The organism is Streptomyces misionensis (assembly GCF_007896895.1).
Lineage (GTDB): Bacteria > Actinomycetota > Actinomycetes > Streptomycetales > Streptomycetaceae > Streptomyces > Streptomyces misionensis_A.
The window spans coordinates 2089-17146 of sequence record NZ_VOGW01000144.1 but is presented as its reverse complement, the minus strand read 5'-3'; the positions used below and the strand labels follow the sequence as shown (position 1 = coordinate 17146).

Annotated in this window: 16 protein-coding genes; 5 read left to right on the top strand and 11 right to left on the bottom strand. The window is 70.6% G+C overall.

Annotated features, from left to right (window positions below; translation table 11 throughout):
* The 7 genes from FRZ03_RS24845 to FRZ03_RS24815 all read right to left on the bottom strand — a co-directional run.
* Nucleotides 1-1726, bottom strand: a 1726-nt coding sequence (locus tag FRZ03_RS24845; RefSeq protein WP_146467364.1) for a hypothetical protein, incomplete at its 3' end; no start/stop codon positions are given.
* A gap of 2 nt (nt 1727-1728) precedes the next feature.
* Nucleotides 1729-2415, bottom strand: a complete 687-nt coding sequence (locus FRZ03_RS40535; protein ID WP_261399330.1) for a hypothetical protein — start codon at nt 2413-2415, stop codon at nt 1729-1731.
* Nucleotides 2416-3406: 991 nt separating this feature from the next.
* Nucleotides 3407-3649, bottom strand: coding sequence for a hypothetical protein (locus FRZ03_RS24835; RefSeq protein WP_146467362.1), 243 nt, complete (start codon nt 3647-3649; stop codon nt 3407-3409).
* Nucleotides 3650-3871: 222 nt separating this feature from the next.
* Nucleotides 3872-4936 carry a hypothetical protein gene (locus tag FRZ03_RS24830; RefSeq protein WP_146467361.1) on the bottom strand — a complete coding sequence of 355 codons (1065 nt, stop codon included), beginning with the start codon at nt 4934-4936 and terminating at the stop codon, nt 3872-3874.
* 43 nt (nt 4937-4979) lie between these two features.
* Nucleotides 4980-5357, bottom strand: coding sequence for an RRQRL motif-containing zinc-binding protein (locus tag FRZ03_RS24825; RefSeq protein WP_146467360.1), 378 nt, complete (start codon nt 5355-5357; stop codon nt 4980-4982).
* Nucleotides 5357-5686 (bottom strand): hypothetical protein, encoded by a 330-nt coding sequence (locus FRZ03_RS24820; RefSeq protein ID WP_146467359.1) that lies wholly within the window; start codon nt 5684-5686, stop codon nt 5357-5359. The genes FRZ03_RS24825 and FRZ03_RS24820 overlap by 1 nt, the downstream gene beginning before the upstream one ends.
* Nucleotides 5683-5976, bottom strand: coding sequence for a hypothetical protein (locus FRZ03_RS24815; protein WP_146467358.1), 294 nt, complete (start codon nt 5974-5976; stop codon nt 5683-5685). Before FRZ03_RS24815 ends, FRZ03_RS24820 begins: the two co-directional genes overlap by 4 nt.
* Nucleotides 5977-6541: 565 nt before the next feature.
* On the opposite strand from FRZ03_RS24815, the gene FRZ03_RS24810 reads away from it, so the two are divergent.
* Nucleotides 6542-7315 (top strand): GntR family transcriptional regulator, encoded by a 774-nt coding sequence (locus tag FRZ03_RS24810; protein WP_146467357.1) that lies wholly within the window; start codon nt 6542-6544, stop codon nt 7313-7315.
* Complete coding sequence (locus FRZ03_RS24805; RefSeq protein ID WP_146467356.1) at nt 7312-7884, top strand: GNAT family N-acetyltransferase; 573 nt, start codon at nt 7312-7314, stop codon at nt 7882-7884. Before FRZ03_RS24810 ends, FRZ03_RS24805 begins: the two co-directional genes overlap by 4 nt.
* Before the next feature lie 527 nt (nt 7885-8411).
* Here FRZ03_RS24805 and FRZ03_RS24800 read toward each other — a convergent pair.
* Complete coding sequence (locus FRZ03_RS24800) at nt 8412-11000, bottom strand: ATP-binding protein (protein WP_146467355.1); 2589 nt, start codon at nt 10998-11000, stop codon at nt 8412-8414.
* A 349-nt stretch (nt 11001-11349) separates the two neighbouring features.
* On the opposite strand from FRZ03_RS24800, the gene FRZ03_RS39300 reads away from it, so the two are divergent.
* A complete protein-coding gene (locus FRZ03_RS39300; protein ID WP_186785591.1) occupies nt 11350-11742 on the top strand; it encodes a hypothetical protein in 393 nt (130 codons plus the stop codon).
* 93 nt (nt 11743-11835) lie between these two features.
* Here FRZ03_RS39300 and FRZ03_RS24790 read toward each other — a convergent pair whose 3' ends face one another.
* The gene (locus FRZ03_RS24790) at nt 11836-12273 is read right to left on the bottom strand and encodes a hypothetical protein (protein ID WP_146467354.1); all 438 of its coding nucleotides are present in this window, start codon (nt 12271-12273) and stop codon (nt 11836-11838) included.
* 219 nt (nt 12274-12492) lie between these two features.
* Between FRZ03_RS24790 and FRZ03_RS24785 the strand changes: the two genes are divergently transcribed.
* Nucleotides 12493-12963: a DUF6234 family protein gene (locus FRZ03_RS24785; protein ID WP_146467353.1), complete on the top strand. Its 471-nt coding sequence runs from the start codon at nt 12493-12495 to the stop codon at nt 12961-12963.
* Nucleotides 12964-12977: 14 nt separating this feature from the next.
* On the opposite strand, the gene FRZ03_RS24780 is transcribed toward FRZ03_RS24785, so the two are convergent.
* Entirely contained in the window at nt 12978-14153 is a 1176-nt protein-coding gene (locus FRZ03_RS24780; protein WP_146467352.1) for an MFS transporter, read from the bottom strand.
* Between the two features lie 84 nt (nt 14154-14237).
* The gene (locus FRZ03_RS24775; protein ID WP_146467351.1) at nt 14238-14729 is read right to left on the bottom strand and encodes a MarR family winged helix-turn-helix transcriptional regulator; all 492 of its coding nucleotides are present in this window, start codon (nt 14727-14729) and stop codon (nt 14238-14240) included.
* Between the two features lie 89 nt (nt 14730-14818).
* On the opposite strand from FRZ03_RS24775, the gene FRZ03_RS24770 reads away from it, so the two are divergent.
* Nucleotides 14819-15058, top strand: a 240-nt coding sequence (locus FRZ03_RS24770; protein WP_315902663.1) for an HGxxPAAW family protein, incomplete at its 3' end; no start/stop codon positions are given.

Sequence of the window (15058 nt, the reverse complement as noted above, 5' to 3'; positions counted from 1 at the left end):
GCCTGTCGCTGCGCAGTGCGGAGAGGTTCAGGCCTGACCGGCTCGCGCCCGGCCCTGCCGCCGACCCCGGCGCCTCCTCGACTACGTGGTCGTGCATCCAGGCGGTGCGGTCGGCGTCCCAGCGGCGGGCGTAGGCGGGGCCGGCTGCTTTGGCGGAGATGTTGTCCAGGCGGGGGTGCCGGTCGGAGGTGGCGGCGATGATCTCGCGGATCTGGTTCGGCAGGATTCGCCACGCTTTGAACAGTGCGGCCGGGGACTCTGGAGTGCCCATGAACCCTGATCCCTTGTAGGGGGCTTGCTCGACGCGCAGTCCGCGGGTGCCGGGGAACATCTTGGACAGGTCCATGCCCTCGGTCTCGCCGCCGGTCAGGGCGACGCGGACCTTGGCTTCCCGCCGGATCATCAGGTTGCCCAGCACGCTCCCGGTCGCACCCAGGGCGGTCAGGACGGTGCGCACGCCCATGGCGCGGGCGATCCGGATGACTTCCAGAATCTTCTCCCCGAGCTTGCGCATGTCACGGTCGCCGCTGGCCAGGATCTCCGCGCCCTCATCGATGACCAGCATGATCTGCGGGACGGCGGGACTGATGGGCAACAGGTCGGTGTTGTGGCGGGCGAGGAGGTCCTGGTAGCCCATCTTGCGCTGCTTGGCCACCTTGATAGCGGTGTCCAGCATGGTCACGGCTTCCTCGAACGTCCCCGCGAGCCAGTCGATACCCGGTCGCACGGGCCCGCCGCCGGGCGCGTGGATCTCCCCGTTCAGGGCGGGCAGAACCCACGGCAGGCCGGCCGACCCGGCGTTGAGGTCGACGACCCAGGTCAGCATGTCCTCGGCGCGGGCGAACCCGGCCAGGATCGTGTGGACCATGTTGGTCTTGCCCGAGCCGGTGGGACCGACGATCAGCGCGCACTGTTCACGCAGGTGAGCGCGGATCTCCTCGGCGGTGGTGCGGTAGCCCCAGGGGATACCGGTGTACACGGACAGCGGCCCGTACTCGGACGGGTAGGTCCGCTCCTGCTCCAGCACGTTGACCGTGGTCACGTCGATGATGACGCGGCCCTGGTGGATGCCAGGGGACGCGGTGGCGGTGCAGCCGTGCGGCAGTCGCGCGTCCGCGGACAGCCGCGGTGACTCGGCTGCGATCTTGCTCCAGGTGGCGCCGCCGGGCGGGAGTTCGGCGTCGATGGAGTAGCCGGTGCCGGTCTCCCACCTCTCGACGCCGACCACGCGCACGGTGATGGAGCACACCCGCTGGATTCGGTCGATCCACTCGGCGGCAATCGTCCGGCGTTCGGCGGACAGCTCGGCGTTGATCTGCCGCTGCTCGGCCGCGATCGCCTCTTCCTCGCGGGCTTCTTCGTGGAGGTTGGTGGAGCGGGTGGCGGCGCCGATGCCGACGCCGATGGTGGCCAGCGAGCCGAGGGCGGCCCAGGTCAGCGGGCCGTGGGTGATGGCCCAGGTGGTCCAGCCGGCGCCGACGAGCCAGGACGCGGCGCGGGTGGCCAGGGTGCGGCCGGCGTTGCGTGCGCGCAGCCCGGCCACGGTGTGGCCCAGGGCGCCGGCCGCGCCGACCGCGAGGGCCCAGCCGGGGGGCATGCCGGTGGCGGCGCCGGTGGTGGCGAGGGCGAAGGCTCCGGTGGTGGCGGACAGGGCGCCGGTCACGGGTCCGTGACCGGCGCTCCAGTCCAGTACCGGGCCACTGTGGTTGGTGGCGGGGGTGGTCATGGTCAGACGTTCCAGCCCTTCTCGGCTTCGTGGCCGTTGCGGGGGTCCTCGTGCCGGGCGATGTCCTGTGCGTGGACCTGCCGGAACAGCGGGCCCATGTCCTCCGCGACCGCGACGGCGCTCATCAGGGCGCCGAAGATGTCGTTGAACCCGGCGGCGACTTCCTTCTCTAGCGGGAACTCGGAGTCGGAGCGCTCGGCGAGGATTCGCATCACGTTCGCCACGCTGGCCAGCGCAGCCGGGAGCCCCTCGACCATGGCCAGGATCTCCATGCAGTCCTCGGGGTCGTAGGAGTTGGCGGCCTGCTCCATCTCGGCCGCGGCCTCTTCGAACCGGAAACCGGACACGTTCTCTCCTTCACTCACCTCGGGTGTGCTGTTGACGGGCACCGTGGCCGCGGGCCGCTCGACGCTGTCCGCGATCCCGCTTGTGCCGTCCTCGGCCGCCTCCTCATCGGCGGCGGCCTCCTGCTCTGCCATCTGCTCGCGGATCGCCTCATCGCGGGCGGCGCGCTCTTCGGCCGCCACCCCGGCCAGCCGCCGGAACAGGCGCCGGCCGGGGTGCATCAGCCACGGCAGGCCGAGCCTGCGGCCGAGCGGGGTGGTGATGAGTCCGAGCAGACCGACCGGCAGCGCGAGCAGCGCGGCCAGCAGCCGGCGCCCGTGGAACCGCGCGGCAGAACGCCGCAACGCCTGACGGGCCGCCCGACGCGCCGGAGCCCTGCGCAGCCCCGAACGCCGTGCGGCGACGGTGCCGTCGGTTTGGGCGTCGCGGCGGGCGCGATGCCGGGCGACCACGGTGTCACGGGCAGCGCGGGCCCTGCGGGCAGCGCCGCCCAACAGGCGGCCGGCACCGCTCCCACTCCTGCCCGGCCGCTGACTGCCGGCCGTGGCCCGGGCGTTTCGGCGGGCGTCGGCCACCGCACGCCGCGCGGCCGACGTCTGCGTCCGCCGGTCGGCCCGCGACCCGCCCGCGGCATGCTGTGCATCGCGCAGGGCCCGTATCTGCCGCACACGGCCCGCACCCTTGCCCATGCCGTCGGCCGCACGCTTGAACCGGCTGTGCCCAGCCGCCCCGCCCTTGCCCCCACCAGCGGCGGTGCTGGAGTGGCGGGCGGTGGGGCGGGTGCCGTGCTGGCCCCGCCCATTGCCCGACCGGCCGCTGCTACGGCCGGTGCGGCGGCCGGTGGAACCGCTGCCGGACCTTCCGTCCGCGCCGGTTCCGCCGTGGCGCAGGCCCGCACTGCGGGCTGCGCTGCGGCCGGCCGTACGGGCCGCTGCCCGGCGGGCGTCGCGGCGAGGGCTGGGCCTGCGGGAGCGGGCGGTGGCAACGGTGCCCAGGACAACGGCACCGGTAGCGGCGACCATGGCCGCGATCGGACCGCCGGCCAGGCCGGCGGCGGCGATGGCGCCCACGGTGCTGTTCGCCCCGGACAGAGCGAGCGGGACGATCGGCCACCCACCGGGTGTGTGCTCCACCCCGGCCGCAGCCGGGGCCTGCTCCGTCGGTGCGGACGCGGATGCGAGCGGGGGAGGTTGGGGAGCGGGGGCCTCGACGGCTACCGGCTCGGTGCTGAGTTCCGTCATGCTGATAGCCACTCCTTCAGGGAGGACAGCGAAGGCCCGGGCGTCATGCCGTCCAAAGCGAGCGTCCGGGCCTTCGCGCGGTATGAAGCGCGGGTCAGAGCTGGTTGGGCTCCAACAGGAAGAACCCGACCGAAGCTCCGTTCAGGGCGGGGTTCTGGTCGGTGACGGACCGGTAGATGAGCCGGTAGGCGTCCTGGCGGGTGCCGCCGGGCGGGGGCGTGAACGTGCCCTCCTGTGTGGCGGACAACAGCCCCGGCTTCTCCAGGGTGATGATGAAGTGGTGCGTGCCCTGGCCCTGCCGAGCGCGGGCGGCGCCGGTGGCGGTCTGCGTGGTCACGGTCGATCTCCTGCGTGTCGGTGCGGGCCGGCCGCGCTGTGGGCACGGCTGGCGGATTGTCGGGAGATGCTCACCGGGTCTGCGCGCCGGGTCTGCGGGGGTGCCGCTCGCCGGGGCTCACCGGGTCTGCTTCACTGGTGCGGTCGACTGCTTCCGGCAGTCGCAACGGCGGCCAGCCCACTTGCCTTGGGCTGGCCGTCATTGGTGGTGCCGGACGCTGGGTTAGGCGTCGGATTCCTCGTGGGACATCAGCGATCCCCACGCCTTGCGGACGCGCTGCTCCCCGCCGACGAACCCGCCCTCGCGGAAGCCGGTCACGGCCTGGCGGTAGGACAGCGGCGGGTCGTCGCTGTAGCGCAGGTGCCGCAGCACAACGACCAGTTGTTCATCCGTCAGCGGCTCCCCGGGCTGCGGGGTGGGCACGCCGGCTACGGCCGCGATCTCCTCCAGCGTCACGGGGGGTGTGACGGGAGGTGTCACGGGCGTGACGGTCACGGCCGGAACGGTCTCGAACTCGGCCGTGACCTGCGTGTCTTCCTCCGTCACGGCAGGCGTGACGCCCGTGACGCCCCCCTCACCAACAGCCTCGACGGCGGGCGACTCGGGAGCGGCCGTCACGCGCGCGACGGGGGCCGTGACGGGCAGGGCGAACATGCCCGCGAGCGCGGCGTCCGCGCCGGCCGTCATCCGCTCGCGCTGGACGTCGACCAGGTGCGCCCCGAGCAGCGCGTCACCCGTACCGACCTTCTTAGCGAGCTTCCACGACTTCAGCTCCGAGTCCCTGCGGGCGTCTTCTTCGGGGTGGTTCGCGGCACGGGCCCGGTGGTAGGCGAGCTTCTGCACGACCGCGGCGTTGCGGCGCTGCGCTTCGGCGTCCACCCCGGTGCGGTAGACCACGATCCGGCGGGCCAGCAGGCCCATGCCCTCCGCGGCCACGCACATGGCCATCGGGGTGAAGGCGAAGACCACCGACTCCGTGCCCGTCGGCGCGACGGCCGCGCCGGTGGCTGAGGCCACCGCCGGCAGTGTCCACAGCCCGAGGCGCACGGCCGTCGGGGAGGACTGGCCCAGCATGGTCAGGCCCACCAGGGTCAGCGCCAGGACGAGCGTGGCGCCCTCGCCCGCGGCGACCACACCGAGCGCGGTGGCGGAGCGGTGGAACACGGAGGTGATGTTGCTGTAGGTGCCCCACGCGCCCAGGCCGCCGAAGCCGACCATGGGCAGCGCCGTGGCGCCCAGTACGAGTGTCTGGCCCCAGCTCAGGGACTTCTCCGGGGGATGCTTCACTGCTTGTCTCCTTGTCGGAAGGATGATCGCCTGACCAGGCTGGTCAGGCGGTGCGCTGGTCGTCGGGGTAGGCGCAGGGGACGCACACCCCGAGGGATGCGGGGATGACGTAGCCGGCGTCCGTGCGGCACTGCGGGCAGGTCCGGCGGGCGCGCATCGCGCTTGCCAGCGCCTGGCGCTTCGCCTCCGTCATCGGCCGGACCGGTTTGGCCTGGTCGAGCCGGTAGAGGTAGGCGACCAGCGGCCCCCGTCGGCGACGGGGGCGGAGGGTCTGCGCGGCGACCGGCTGACCGCCGGGGCGCAGGCCACGGGCTCGTAACTGCCGCCGGGTGGCCAAGCCGTCCGGCGCGCAGCGCCAGGGGTAGGTGGGGATGCCGTGCCGGGCACCGGTCGGGTCGAAGCAGTCAGCGAGCGCCGCCATCAGGCAGCCGCTCCGGCCAGCGCCGGGGCGGGCACGTCGGCGTAGGCGACCAGCTTTACCGTGGCGCCGGCGTACTGGCCATACGCGAGCAGGACGCGCGTCCGGCCGCCGCTCTGCGTGCTGTGCGTCACGGCGTCCGGGGCGATACCCAGCGCGTCACGCCACGCCTCGAAGCCGGCCAGGTCGCCGTGGAAGGACAACTCCAGCCGGTCAGGCCAGACGGTGGTCACCCCGACGGTCGGGGCTGCGAGGTGCCCGAAGTCCGCAGCGAGCAGGCGCAGCGCCCGCAGCGGCACGGCCAGGCCGTCCAGCGTCAGGCCCTCGTTCATGCCGCGACCCCCTTACGCGTGACGCGGCGACGGGCGGGGCGGACCAGCGGGACCACGTTGAACAGGTCCGAGTGGTCCTCGACGACCCGCGCGGCCAGGCGGATCAGGTCGTCGGGCAGCTCGCTGAACTCGGGGTCGGAGAGGATGTCGCGCGCCGCGTCCAGGCGAGCCGCGCACTCCTCGGCGCTCTCGCCCTCGACCCCGAGCCACAGCTCAAGGGGGGTGCCCAGCGCCAGTTCCGCGAACTCCGCGCCGGTGGTGGCCTCATGACCAGCAACGATGTACTTCATGGGATGGACTCCAGTGAGACGGGAACGGCCCGAACAACAGCGGCTCCGGTGTGCCAGCACCGGAGCCGCGAGCCGCTGAAGCGGGTAAGTCCGGCTCCCCACGCCCCGCCCGTACGACCACCGCACCAAGTGCGGGACCGGACGGGCGAGAGAGGCAGCCGGCCGCAGCGCGAAGCGCCGCGATCCAGGAAGCGGACCGAGAGGAAAGGGCGCCGCCGGCCGGTCCGCGTACCGGGGCGCCCAGCTATGTCGTCGGTTCACACCGACCTCCCGCAGATCGCAGGGACAAGGAGGCACGGCCCTATGCCGTGCAGTCCGTCTTTTCGACTCGGGGAGACGGGGCCCACCTATGGAGTTCTCAAGTAACGACCAGCTCAGGGCCCCAACTGCACGAGCAATCCCGAACCGACACAGCACAGGTAGGGCACACTCAATGGTGTTGCACCACCTGCTCAGCTTGTTGGTACGAGCTGATGTAGTGATGCTGCACCCACGGACAGTGAGCCGTCAAGCGATCGGGGTCAACATGTACCAACGAGTTGCGCGAGTGCGTCATGATGGAGGCATGAACAAGCAGCCGAAGTACCGACAGGTGGCGGACGCACTGCGCCGAGAGATCGACAACGGCCTCTTCCCGCCAGGGACGCGGCTGCCGTCCGAGAACGACCTCCAGCAGCGCTTCGATGCCTCCCGTAACACCGTGCGGAACGGCCTTAGCCTGCTGGTCAGTGAGGGTCTGATCACGTCCAGCCAAGGGCTCGGGTACGAGGTACGGGCGCACGAGGTCTTCAAGCTCAACGCGTCTCGGTTCGAGAACCTGGAGTTCCCGCAGAACGGCGACGCGTACAACACCGACGTGACCAATGCCGGCCGCCGACCTCATCAGACGTTCCGGGTCGAGGTCTCCCTCGCGCCAAAAGACATCGCTCCGCGGCTCAAGGTCGAGGTCGGTTCCAAAACGGTCCTGCGGTTTTGCCATCGGTTCGTGGACGACGTGCCGTGGTCGACGCAGGCTACGTACTACCCGGCGTGGCTCGTGGATGAGTCCCCTCGGCTAGCGGAACCGGGCGACATCGAAGAGGGCACAACGAGGTACCTAGCGTCCCGAGGAATTGAGCAGGTCGGGTACTTCGATGAGATCGCTACGCGTATGCCGACCCCCGAAGAAGCGCGTCTTCTGGAGACCGGTCCTGGCGTCCCGGTGCTGCTCTGGACGCGCACGGGCTACTCGGCGGATCGGCCTATCCGCTGCACCGTCACGACGTTCCGGGGTGACCTCAACCAGATGAACTACGAGATCGGCGACCTGTCCGCCCGGCAGGAGAACGAGTCTCAGTGAACATCACCCCAGCTCAGCCAGGGGACGTGACCAAGCTGCTCGCCTTCCGGCAGGAAGCGGCGGCTTGGCTGTCCCGTCTCGGCACCGACCAGTGGCAACGCCCCTACCCGGCCGACAAGTTGCTGGAGACCATTAAGGCGGGAACCGTCTTCATGGTTCAGGACGGTGGCGTGACCGCGGCCACCATCACTCTGACGCCCGAGGCCGAGGCCGGTCTCTGGACGGCTCAAGAACTGGCAGAACCGTCCCTGTACATCAACAAGCTCACTGTGGCCCGCACACACGCAGGGCAGAACGTTGGCGGACGCTTGCTCGACTGGGCGGGAGACCGCGCCTATCAAGCCGGTGCCAAGTGGTTGCGGCTGGACGCGTGGACGACCAACGAGGGGCTACAGGCTTACTACCAGCGCCAAGGTTTCGAGCATGTTCGGACAGTGCTCGAAGGGGGTGCGGTGAACGGTGGGCCTCGGGTGTCCGGGTGGCTCGCCCAGCGTCCCACACGGCCGGCGGAGCACGGTTTCACAGACGAAACCCCAGCTCCCGAACCCCTCCCTGACATCAACCACTGACATCAACAGTGGCGCACATCGAAGTGCGACCGCGCACTGTCCGCTGCGTGATTGCTGCGCGCGATCAGCCGAATGCCCGTCCTCGGGACAGCGCGTTTATGGGGCGCACACGCCTACGGATCAGAAGGTTGCAGGTTCGAATCCTGCCGAGTGCACAGAACAGAGGCCCCGGAGAAATCCGGGGCCTCTGGCGTTTCTGCTCTCGCGCTCAGGCCTCCGACGGGTGGATGTCGTCCAGGCTGTCGACGATCGTCACGGAGGTCGGACGGGCCGGCGCGGGCACCTGGACGAGGGTGGGGACGTAGACCATGTCCCCGTGTCTGTACTCGGCCTTCCATGAATGCCGGTAACACACGGTCGCGTCCGGACTGCGGTGTGTCGCGTAACACCGGACTGCCGACTCCCTGGGTCCGGCCTGCGGTTCCGGCGCCGGGGAGAACGCCGTACAACCGAGGGCGGCGACCAGGAGACTGACGCTCAGTAAGGCTGCTTTCCGCATTTTCGTCCGCCCCTTTCGCGGATACCCGTCAGGGTTTCGGATCGTGGAGTTTGCGGGCGGCTTCCTGCCGGGAGTGGACGCCGAGTTTCGCCAGTACCGCGCCCACGTGGTGCCCGGCGGTCTTGCGCGTGATGTAGAGACGGGCGGCGATCTCGGCATCCGACATGCCTTCGTCCAGCAGCTTGAGCACGTCCATCTCCCGGACGGTCAGCCCGTACGGATTGGCCAGGGTGGCCGCCCGCGGGCCACGCCGGATCGGGCGGACGCCGCGGGCGCGCATCACGGCGCGGGTGCGCGCCACGACCAGCCGGGCGCCGAGGGCCTCGAAGGTGGCCAGAGCCTGGTGCAGCGCCGGGGCGTCACCGGACAGACGTACCAGTGCGGCCTCGTACGCGCAGCCGAGCCGGTCCCATTGGTCCGCCGCGCCGGCCCAGTCGCCGGCCAGTTCCAGCGCGTAGGGTCCGGCCTCGGGAATCCGCGGGGGTGTTCCTCCGGCACGGCGGATCCAGCAGGCCAGGGGCCCGGACAGCCAGGGGTGGTGCCGCCCGGCCAGGGCGTCCAGACCGCGTTGCGCCTCCGTCCGCACCCGCTCGAGATCGCCGCCGAGCCAGGCCGCCTCGACTCGGGCCTCCCACCCCAGGCCCGTGTCCAGCAGGCAGCCCGTGTCGACCAGGCCCGCCGCTTGCTCCAGCAGTGGCCATGACCGGGCCTTGCCCTGGCGGGCCCGCACCAGGCCCAGGACGGTCAGGGCCAGAGCCCGGGCGACGGGCGGCGGGCCGGGATGGCAAAGGACCCCCCGCGCGGCGTCGGCGGCCTGGGCCCACGAGCCCCGGCTCAGCAGTCCCCAGCCGGCCCAGGCCCTCGCGCACAGCAGATAGGCCGCCAGACCGTGATCGAGGCAATGGGCTTCCGCCCGGTCCACTGCCGCGGTCGTCCGGGCGGTATCGCGCCGGAGTGCGGTGAACCAGCACATGACGAGCGCCAGGAGGCCCGCGTCCTCCGGGAGGCCCTGCGCCATCGCGCTGGACACCGCCTGTTCGCATTCCTCCCAGCCGGACCCGTTGCTCAGCATGTCCGCCGCCGCGGCATGGAAGCGGGCCTGGACGACCACCCCCGCATCGCCGAAGCGCTCGCCCAGATCGATCGCCTTCTCGGCGTATGCGGCGGTCACCCGCGCTTCCTCGTGCCGGTAGCAGGCGAGCTGACAGAGGTTCAGGTACGCCCGGGCCAGTTCCCGGTTCGGTCCCAGCCCTTCGAGCACCCGTACGGCGTCCAGGCCGGTCCGTCCGGCCTCGGCGGTCCGCCCGCACGGCCACAGCCAGCGCGACAGCAGGCGCAGATCCTCGCCCTCGCGCAGCCGGTCGCCCAGGGTGCGGCGCAGCTCCAGCGCGGTACGGCGAGAGGCGATCCCTTCATCCAGCCTGCCGGACAGCAGACAGGCCCTCGCATGGCCCTCCAGCAGGGAGGCCCTTCGATCGAGCGGCAGGAGGTCGGCGTACCGCAGGGCCAGGGCGTACTGGGCGGCTGCCTCTCGGTGCGCGCCCGACGCGGCGGCGTGGGCGGCCGCGGCGGGCGCGTACTCCGACACGGCGGCCGGATCCCCGGCACCCTCGGCGTGATCGGCCAGCAGCGCCAGATCGCCCGCGGCGACCGGGCCGGACCGCATCGCCGCCAGTGCCTGCCGGTGCACCTCCAGACGGCAGGCGGCGGGGACCGACTCCAGCACCGCCAGCCGGGTCAGCTCGTGGCGGAACTCGATCACCTGACCGTCGGTCCGTACGAGTCCGCCGGCCACGGCGTCATCGAGCGCTGCCTCCGAGGCGGGCAGCAGGCCGGCCAGCAGTGGCAGCGGGACGCGGCGCCCCAGGACCGCCAGCACGTCGACGACCCCGCGCGCCGCGGCCGACAGGCCGGCCAGGCGGCCGGCGACGGCCTCGCGCACGGTGGCGGGGATGGGCTCCGCAGGGGCGTTCAGGATCGCGGTGACGATGAACGGGTTGCCGGCGGAATCGTGGAACAACTGTTCGGCGTCGACGATGTGTCCGCGGGCCAGCCGGGCCACGGCCCGACGGCTCAGCGGCGCCAGGTCGTGGCGGTACACCCATGGGTATCCGGCCAGGGTGCCCAGGAGGGCGGTCACGTCGTGGGTGCGACCGATCTCGTCATCGCGGTAGGTGGCCACCACCAGCGCCGGCACGCTCGGCAGGCGCCTGGCCAGATATCGCAGCAGATCCATCGTGGTCTCGTCGGCCCAGTGGACGTCCTCCACGACCAACAGGCTGGGGTAGGAGTTCAGGTCGGCGAGCAGGCAGTCGAACACCTCGTCGGGACGACAGGTGCCGTCCAGCGCCCCGGCCAGGGCCACGCGCACCGGCCGGCCCAGACGCGGAGCCAGGTCGGTCAGAGGGCCCAAGGGGCGGGGAGTGGCCAGCGGGTCACAGGCGCCGACCAGGATCCGGATCCGGGGGTCGGCGAGTTGGGCCAAGCGGTTGACGACGCTGGTCTTGCCGATGCCGGCCTCGCCGCGCACAAGTGCCAGTCGTCCAGGGCCGACCGAGGCCGCCTGCAGGTGACCGGTGAGCTCCTGGAGCACGGCCTCTCGTTCTAGCAGGTCCATCACCAGCCATTTTCTCTCCGTGGCCGGAACCGTGCAAAAGATCGGAGCCGATCAAGACGGCTTGGCAGGTGGGTGATGCGGCGAATCCCCGGACTGGGATGTGGGGTGTGCCGGGTGGAACTTGGGGTGTCCACCCGATGTGCCCCCGACTGCGGCAGAGGCATGCTGGCGGAAAAGCGCCCAGCTTCTGGGGGACGATTTCACCAGAACTCATCAACTGCCGTGATTTCGGGGCTGGTGCGGGCGAATTGGTGTGACCGAACCGATTCGCCACGTGGAACCGATGGCCCAATCGAATCGAATTGGGCTGCGAACTCGACCGAGCCGGACTCATCGAAAAGAGATCGCCATGCTCAAGAAGGTTGCAAAGCGTGCGGCGGTGCTGACCGCATCGGCTGCTCTGGCAGCAGGAGGCGCTCTGGCCCCCTCCGCCGCCTTCGCGGCTCCGACGCCTACAGTCGCCCACGTGACGACGCCGAATGACAACGGCGGCGGGAACAACAACAACAATAACAACAACAACGGTAGGGGCGGACGCCACCACCACCACCGCAACAACAACAATAACAATAACAACAACAACGGCAGGGGTGGAAACAACAACAACAATAACAACAACAACGGGAGGGGCGGGAACAACAACAATAACAACAACAATAACGGCGGAGGCGGGAACAACAACAACAATAACAACAACAACGGTGGGGGCGGGAACAACAACAATAACAACAACAACGGCTGAACTTCACAGTCCGGCGGCCGATGGAACCCCACTCGGCCGCCGGACTGCTCTGTGTCTCTGAAGAGGCCTCGGCTCCCTATCGAGAGCGGCGTCTCAGTTCTGGTGGCAGTTGATGTTCTGGTTCCCGGTGAAGGTGTTGCCCGACCCGACCTGCCCCTTCGGGTAGCACACCTGGAAGTTGAAGAGGGACTTGCCCAGAAGCGGGAGGAGTCCTGCCCCGTTCCCCTGGGTCTGGCTGTCGCCGTTGTTGTTGTTATTGTTGTTGTTCGTGCCACCCCCATTGTTGTTATTGTTGTTGTTCGGGCCGCCCGCGTTGTTGTTGTTTGTGTTGTTGTTGGTGGTGGTCTGGGCGCCAGCGGAGGTGTCGCCAAGACCGGCCGACCCCATCGTGTAGGGCATGCGCAGGAGCGGAATGTCGCCCAGAATCGAGAGGAGACCTCCGTCGCTTTGGGCTTGGGCGCCGGCGGCACCGAAGAGAATTGCCGCGGTAGTGGCGACGCTGATCGTGGCAAAACGCTTGGCGAGCTTCACGCGGTCGACCTTTCGTCGTTTCTGATGCCGAATCTCGGGCTTTAGTGGCCAGGATGGCGAACAGTAGGCGTCGAACGATTACTAGGCGCGCTGCAGCGCCCGCGTTTTCCCCCGTACAGCCCCAGAATTCCTGTCGGGCATCGACACCGTCGGTTCTCGTGGCCCGGCTGAGTACCGGTACCCATGCACCCGTTCGGCCGCCCGGGCAAACTGGTCGGCATGGATCTGCCCGTCGCCCCGCCGGCCTTCGACGCGACCACCGGACCGAGGGCGCACCGCCGTGCCGATCTCGGTGCCGACGTCGGGGTCGGATGTGCGTTGCTGCTCCTGGAGTTGATCGCCCTGGCGGGGATCTTCTGGCTGTGGTTCCTGACCGGGTTCGAGCTCGACCCGGCCGAGACCGCCGACGCCGCCCCGCTGTGGCCCTACCTGTCGGCCGTCGGCGCAGTCGGCGTGGTCGCGATCGTGGCGACCGCGATCGCCGCGCGGGCCGGAGCCGTCGTGACGGTGGTCGTCCAGGCCGTCGTGGTCGTTCTGACCGCGGTCATCGTCTTCGGCGGTGCCACGGCGCAGTCCCATCAGGACCTGCTCTGCCGTGACACGCCCGCGGCCGCCGACTGTCGACACAACGGCCAGAACGGGCATAACGACCAGAGCGACCAGAGCGGCCAGAACGGCTGGACGGAGTAGGGCCGCGGGGCGGCTCAGGCGATCGCCCGTGCCGACTTGGGTGCCCGCGCCAGTAGCGACAGGTACAGGCATCCCGCGGCAAGGCAGACCGCCGAGACGCCGGCCAGCAGTGCCGGCGCGTGACGGGCGTGGACGAAGAAGCCGGTCGCGAAGCTCAGGAAGAGGGAAGCGTTCAGGAGCCAGTTGAAGGCGGCCCAGGCGTGGGGCTGGCTCTCGGCCGGTATGCCCGACCAGATGACGCGGGTGAGCAGGAGGTTGAAGACGCCGTTGCTGATGCCGCCCAGGGCGAAGGTGGCGGCGGCGGTCCAGAAGGGGAGGCCGAGGCTCGGGAGGCCGAGTGCCAGGGCCACCAGGACGTTGGTGAGGGGCAGCAGGAGCCGGACGCCCGTGAACCGCTTGGGCGTTGCCGCCGCCGTGATCATGGAGGCCACGGCCCAGCAGGCCATCACCACACCGAGCCCGTTCGCGTCGTACCCGGGCGTCCGGGCCAGCATGAAGGGGCCGGACACGCCCTCCAGGCTGGTGGTGAGCAGCATGGTGGTCACGCAGAGCAGGCCGAGGGCGCCGAAGGCACCCGGGGACAGCAGGCCGCGGAAGCCCGCGGTCGCGCTGCGGTGGCTCCGGGCGCCGTCCTCCGGAACCCGGGGGGACCACGCCACGGCCAGGACGAGCAGGAAGGTCAGGGCGTTCAGCGCGAAGGCCGGGCCCGGTCCGGAGAGGCCCACCACGAGCCCCGCCAGGACCATGCCCGCGGCACCGGCGCCCGCCTTCGACACCGCCCACCACCTGGCCAGCTCGGCCTGCCGCCCGTCGCTGAGCGCATGCAGGAGCGAGCGGGAGAAGGGCATGGTCAGGGCCTCACAGGACGAGGCGACGAGGACACCGGCCAGGACGGCCGTCCGGTCGCCGGCCATCGTGGCCGCGACGGCGAACGCCGCCACCTGACCGATCAGCCCGGCCCGCCACGCCGTACGGGACCGTATCCAGCCCCGCGCGCTGACGAGCGGGGTCAGCGCCAGGACCGGGACGGTCTGGGCGGCGAGTACGGCGGCGAGAAACATCGTCGACCCCGTCCGCACCGCGATGAGCGCGTACGCCACCTGGACCAGCTTGTCGCCGAACTCCGAGGCCGACAGGGCGAGAAGAAGTCTTGCGAGCCCGGCTGGACAGGCGCCGGAACGGGCTGACAACGCTGCTGCCCTCCACCCTCGGAGAAATGACAGGGGAGGCTATCCCGCGCCCGGCCGGCCGTGCTCGGAATTTCCGGCGCCGGTTCAGCACTCTTCCGTGGGATCGTCGCGGTTGAGCTTCTCCAGGTACTCGTGAGCGAGGGCCGTGGAACGGGTGAACCAGTCGGTGAGGACCGCCAGTTGGTCCGGGGCGTAGTCGGTGAGCAGGGCCGCGAGGCGTCGTTGATGGCCCGCGTACATCGCCTCGACCCGGCCGACCGCCTCCGGTACGGCGGCCACGCGGACCCGGCGGCGGTCCCTGGGGTCCGGGCGGCGGGTGACGTACCCGGCGCGTTCGAGGCGGTTGAGGATGCCGGTCACCGCGCCGGTGGTGACGTGCGCGCGGGCCGCGAGGTCGCCGGCGGTGAGCAGGTCCTCGCCGGCCCGCCGGACGAAGGTGAAGCAGACCAGGTCGGTGACGGTCAGACCCAGACGCCGGGCCAGTTCCTGCTGGCCGATCAGATGGGCCGCGATGAGGTGGTCCATCGCCGACAGGGCCTCGGCGGGGGTGGCCGACGGGTGGGGCGTGCCCGGCATCTGTGCCTACCTCTTACTCTGTGAGATATTCAGCTCTGAACGTCTTAGCTCGTGAGGAAACTCGTGTCTCGCCCTGGGGAGGCGGCCATATGAGTCTGTACGACGAGGGTCACACGATCGCCGGCTGGACCGGCTTCGGCGTCGCGGCCGTGGGCGGCTGCGTGGTGGGGCTGGGGGTGTGCGCGGCCGCGCTGCCGGTGGTCGTCGGCGGTCTGGTCCTGGCGGCGGTGAGCGTCCCGGTGACCTGGGTTCTCCACCTGGCGGGCTGGGGCAAGCCGCCGGGCGTACGGCCCAGGGACCAGTGGCCGATGCGCGTCCGCGACGCGCGA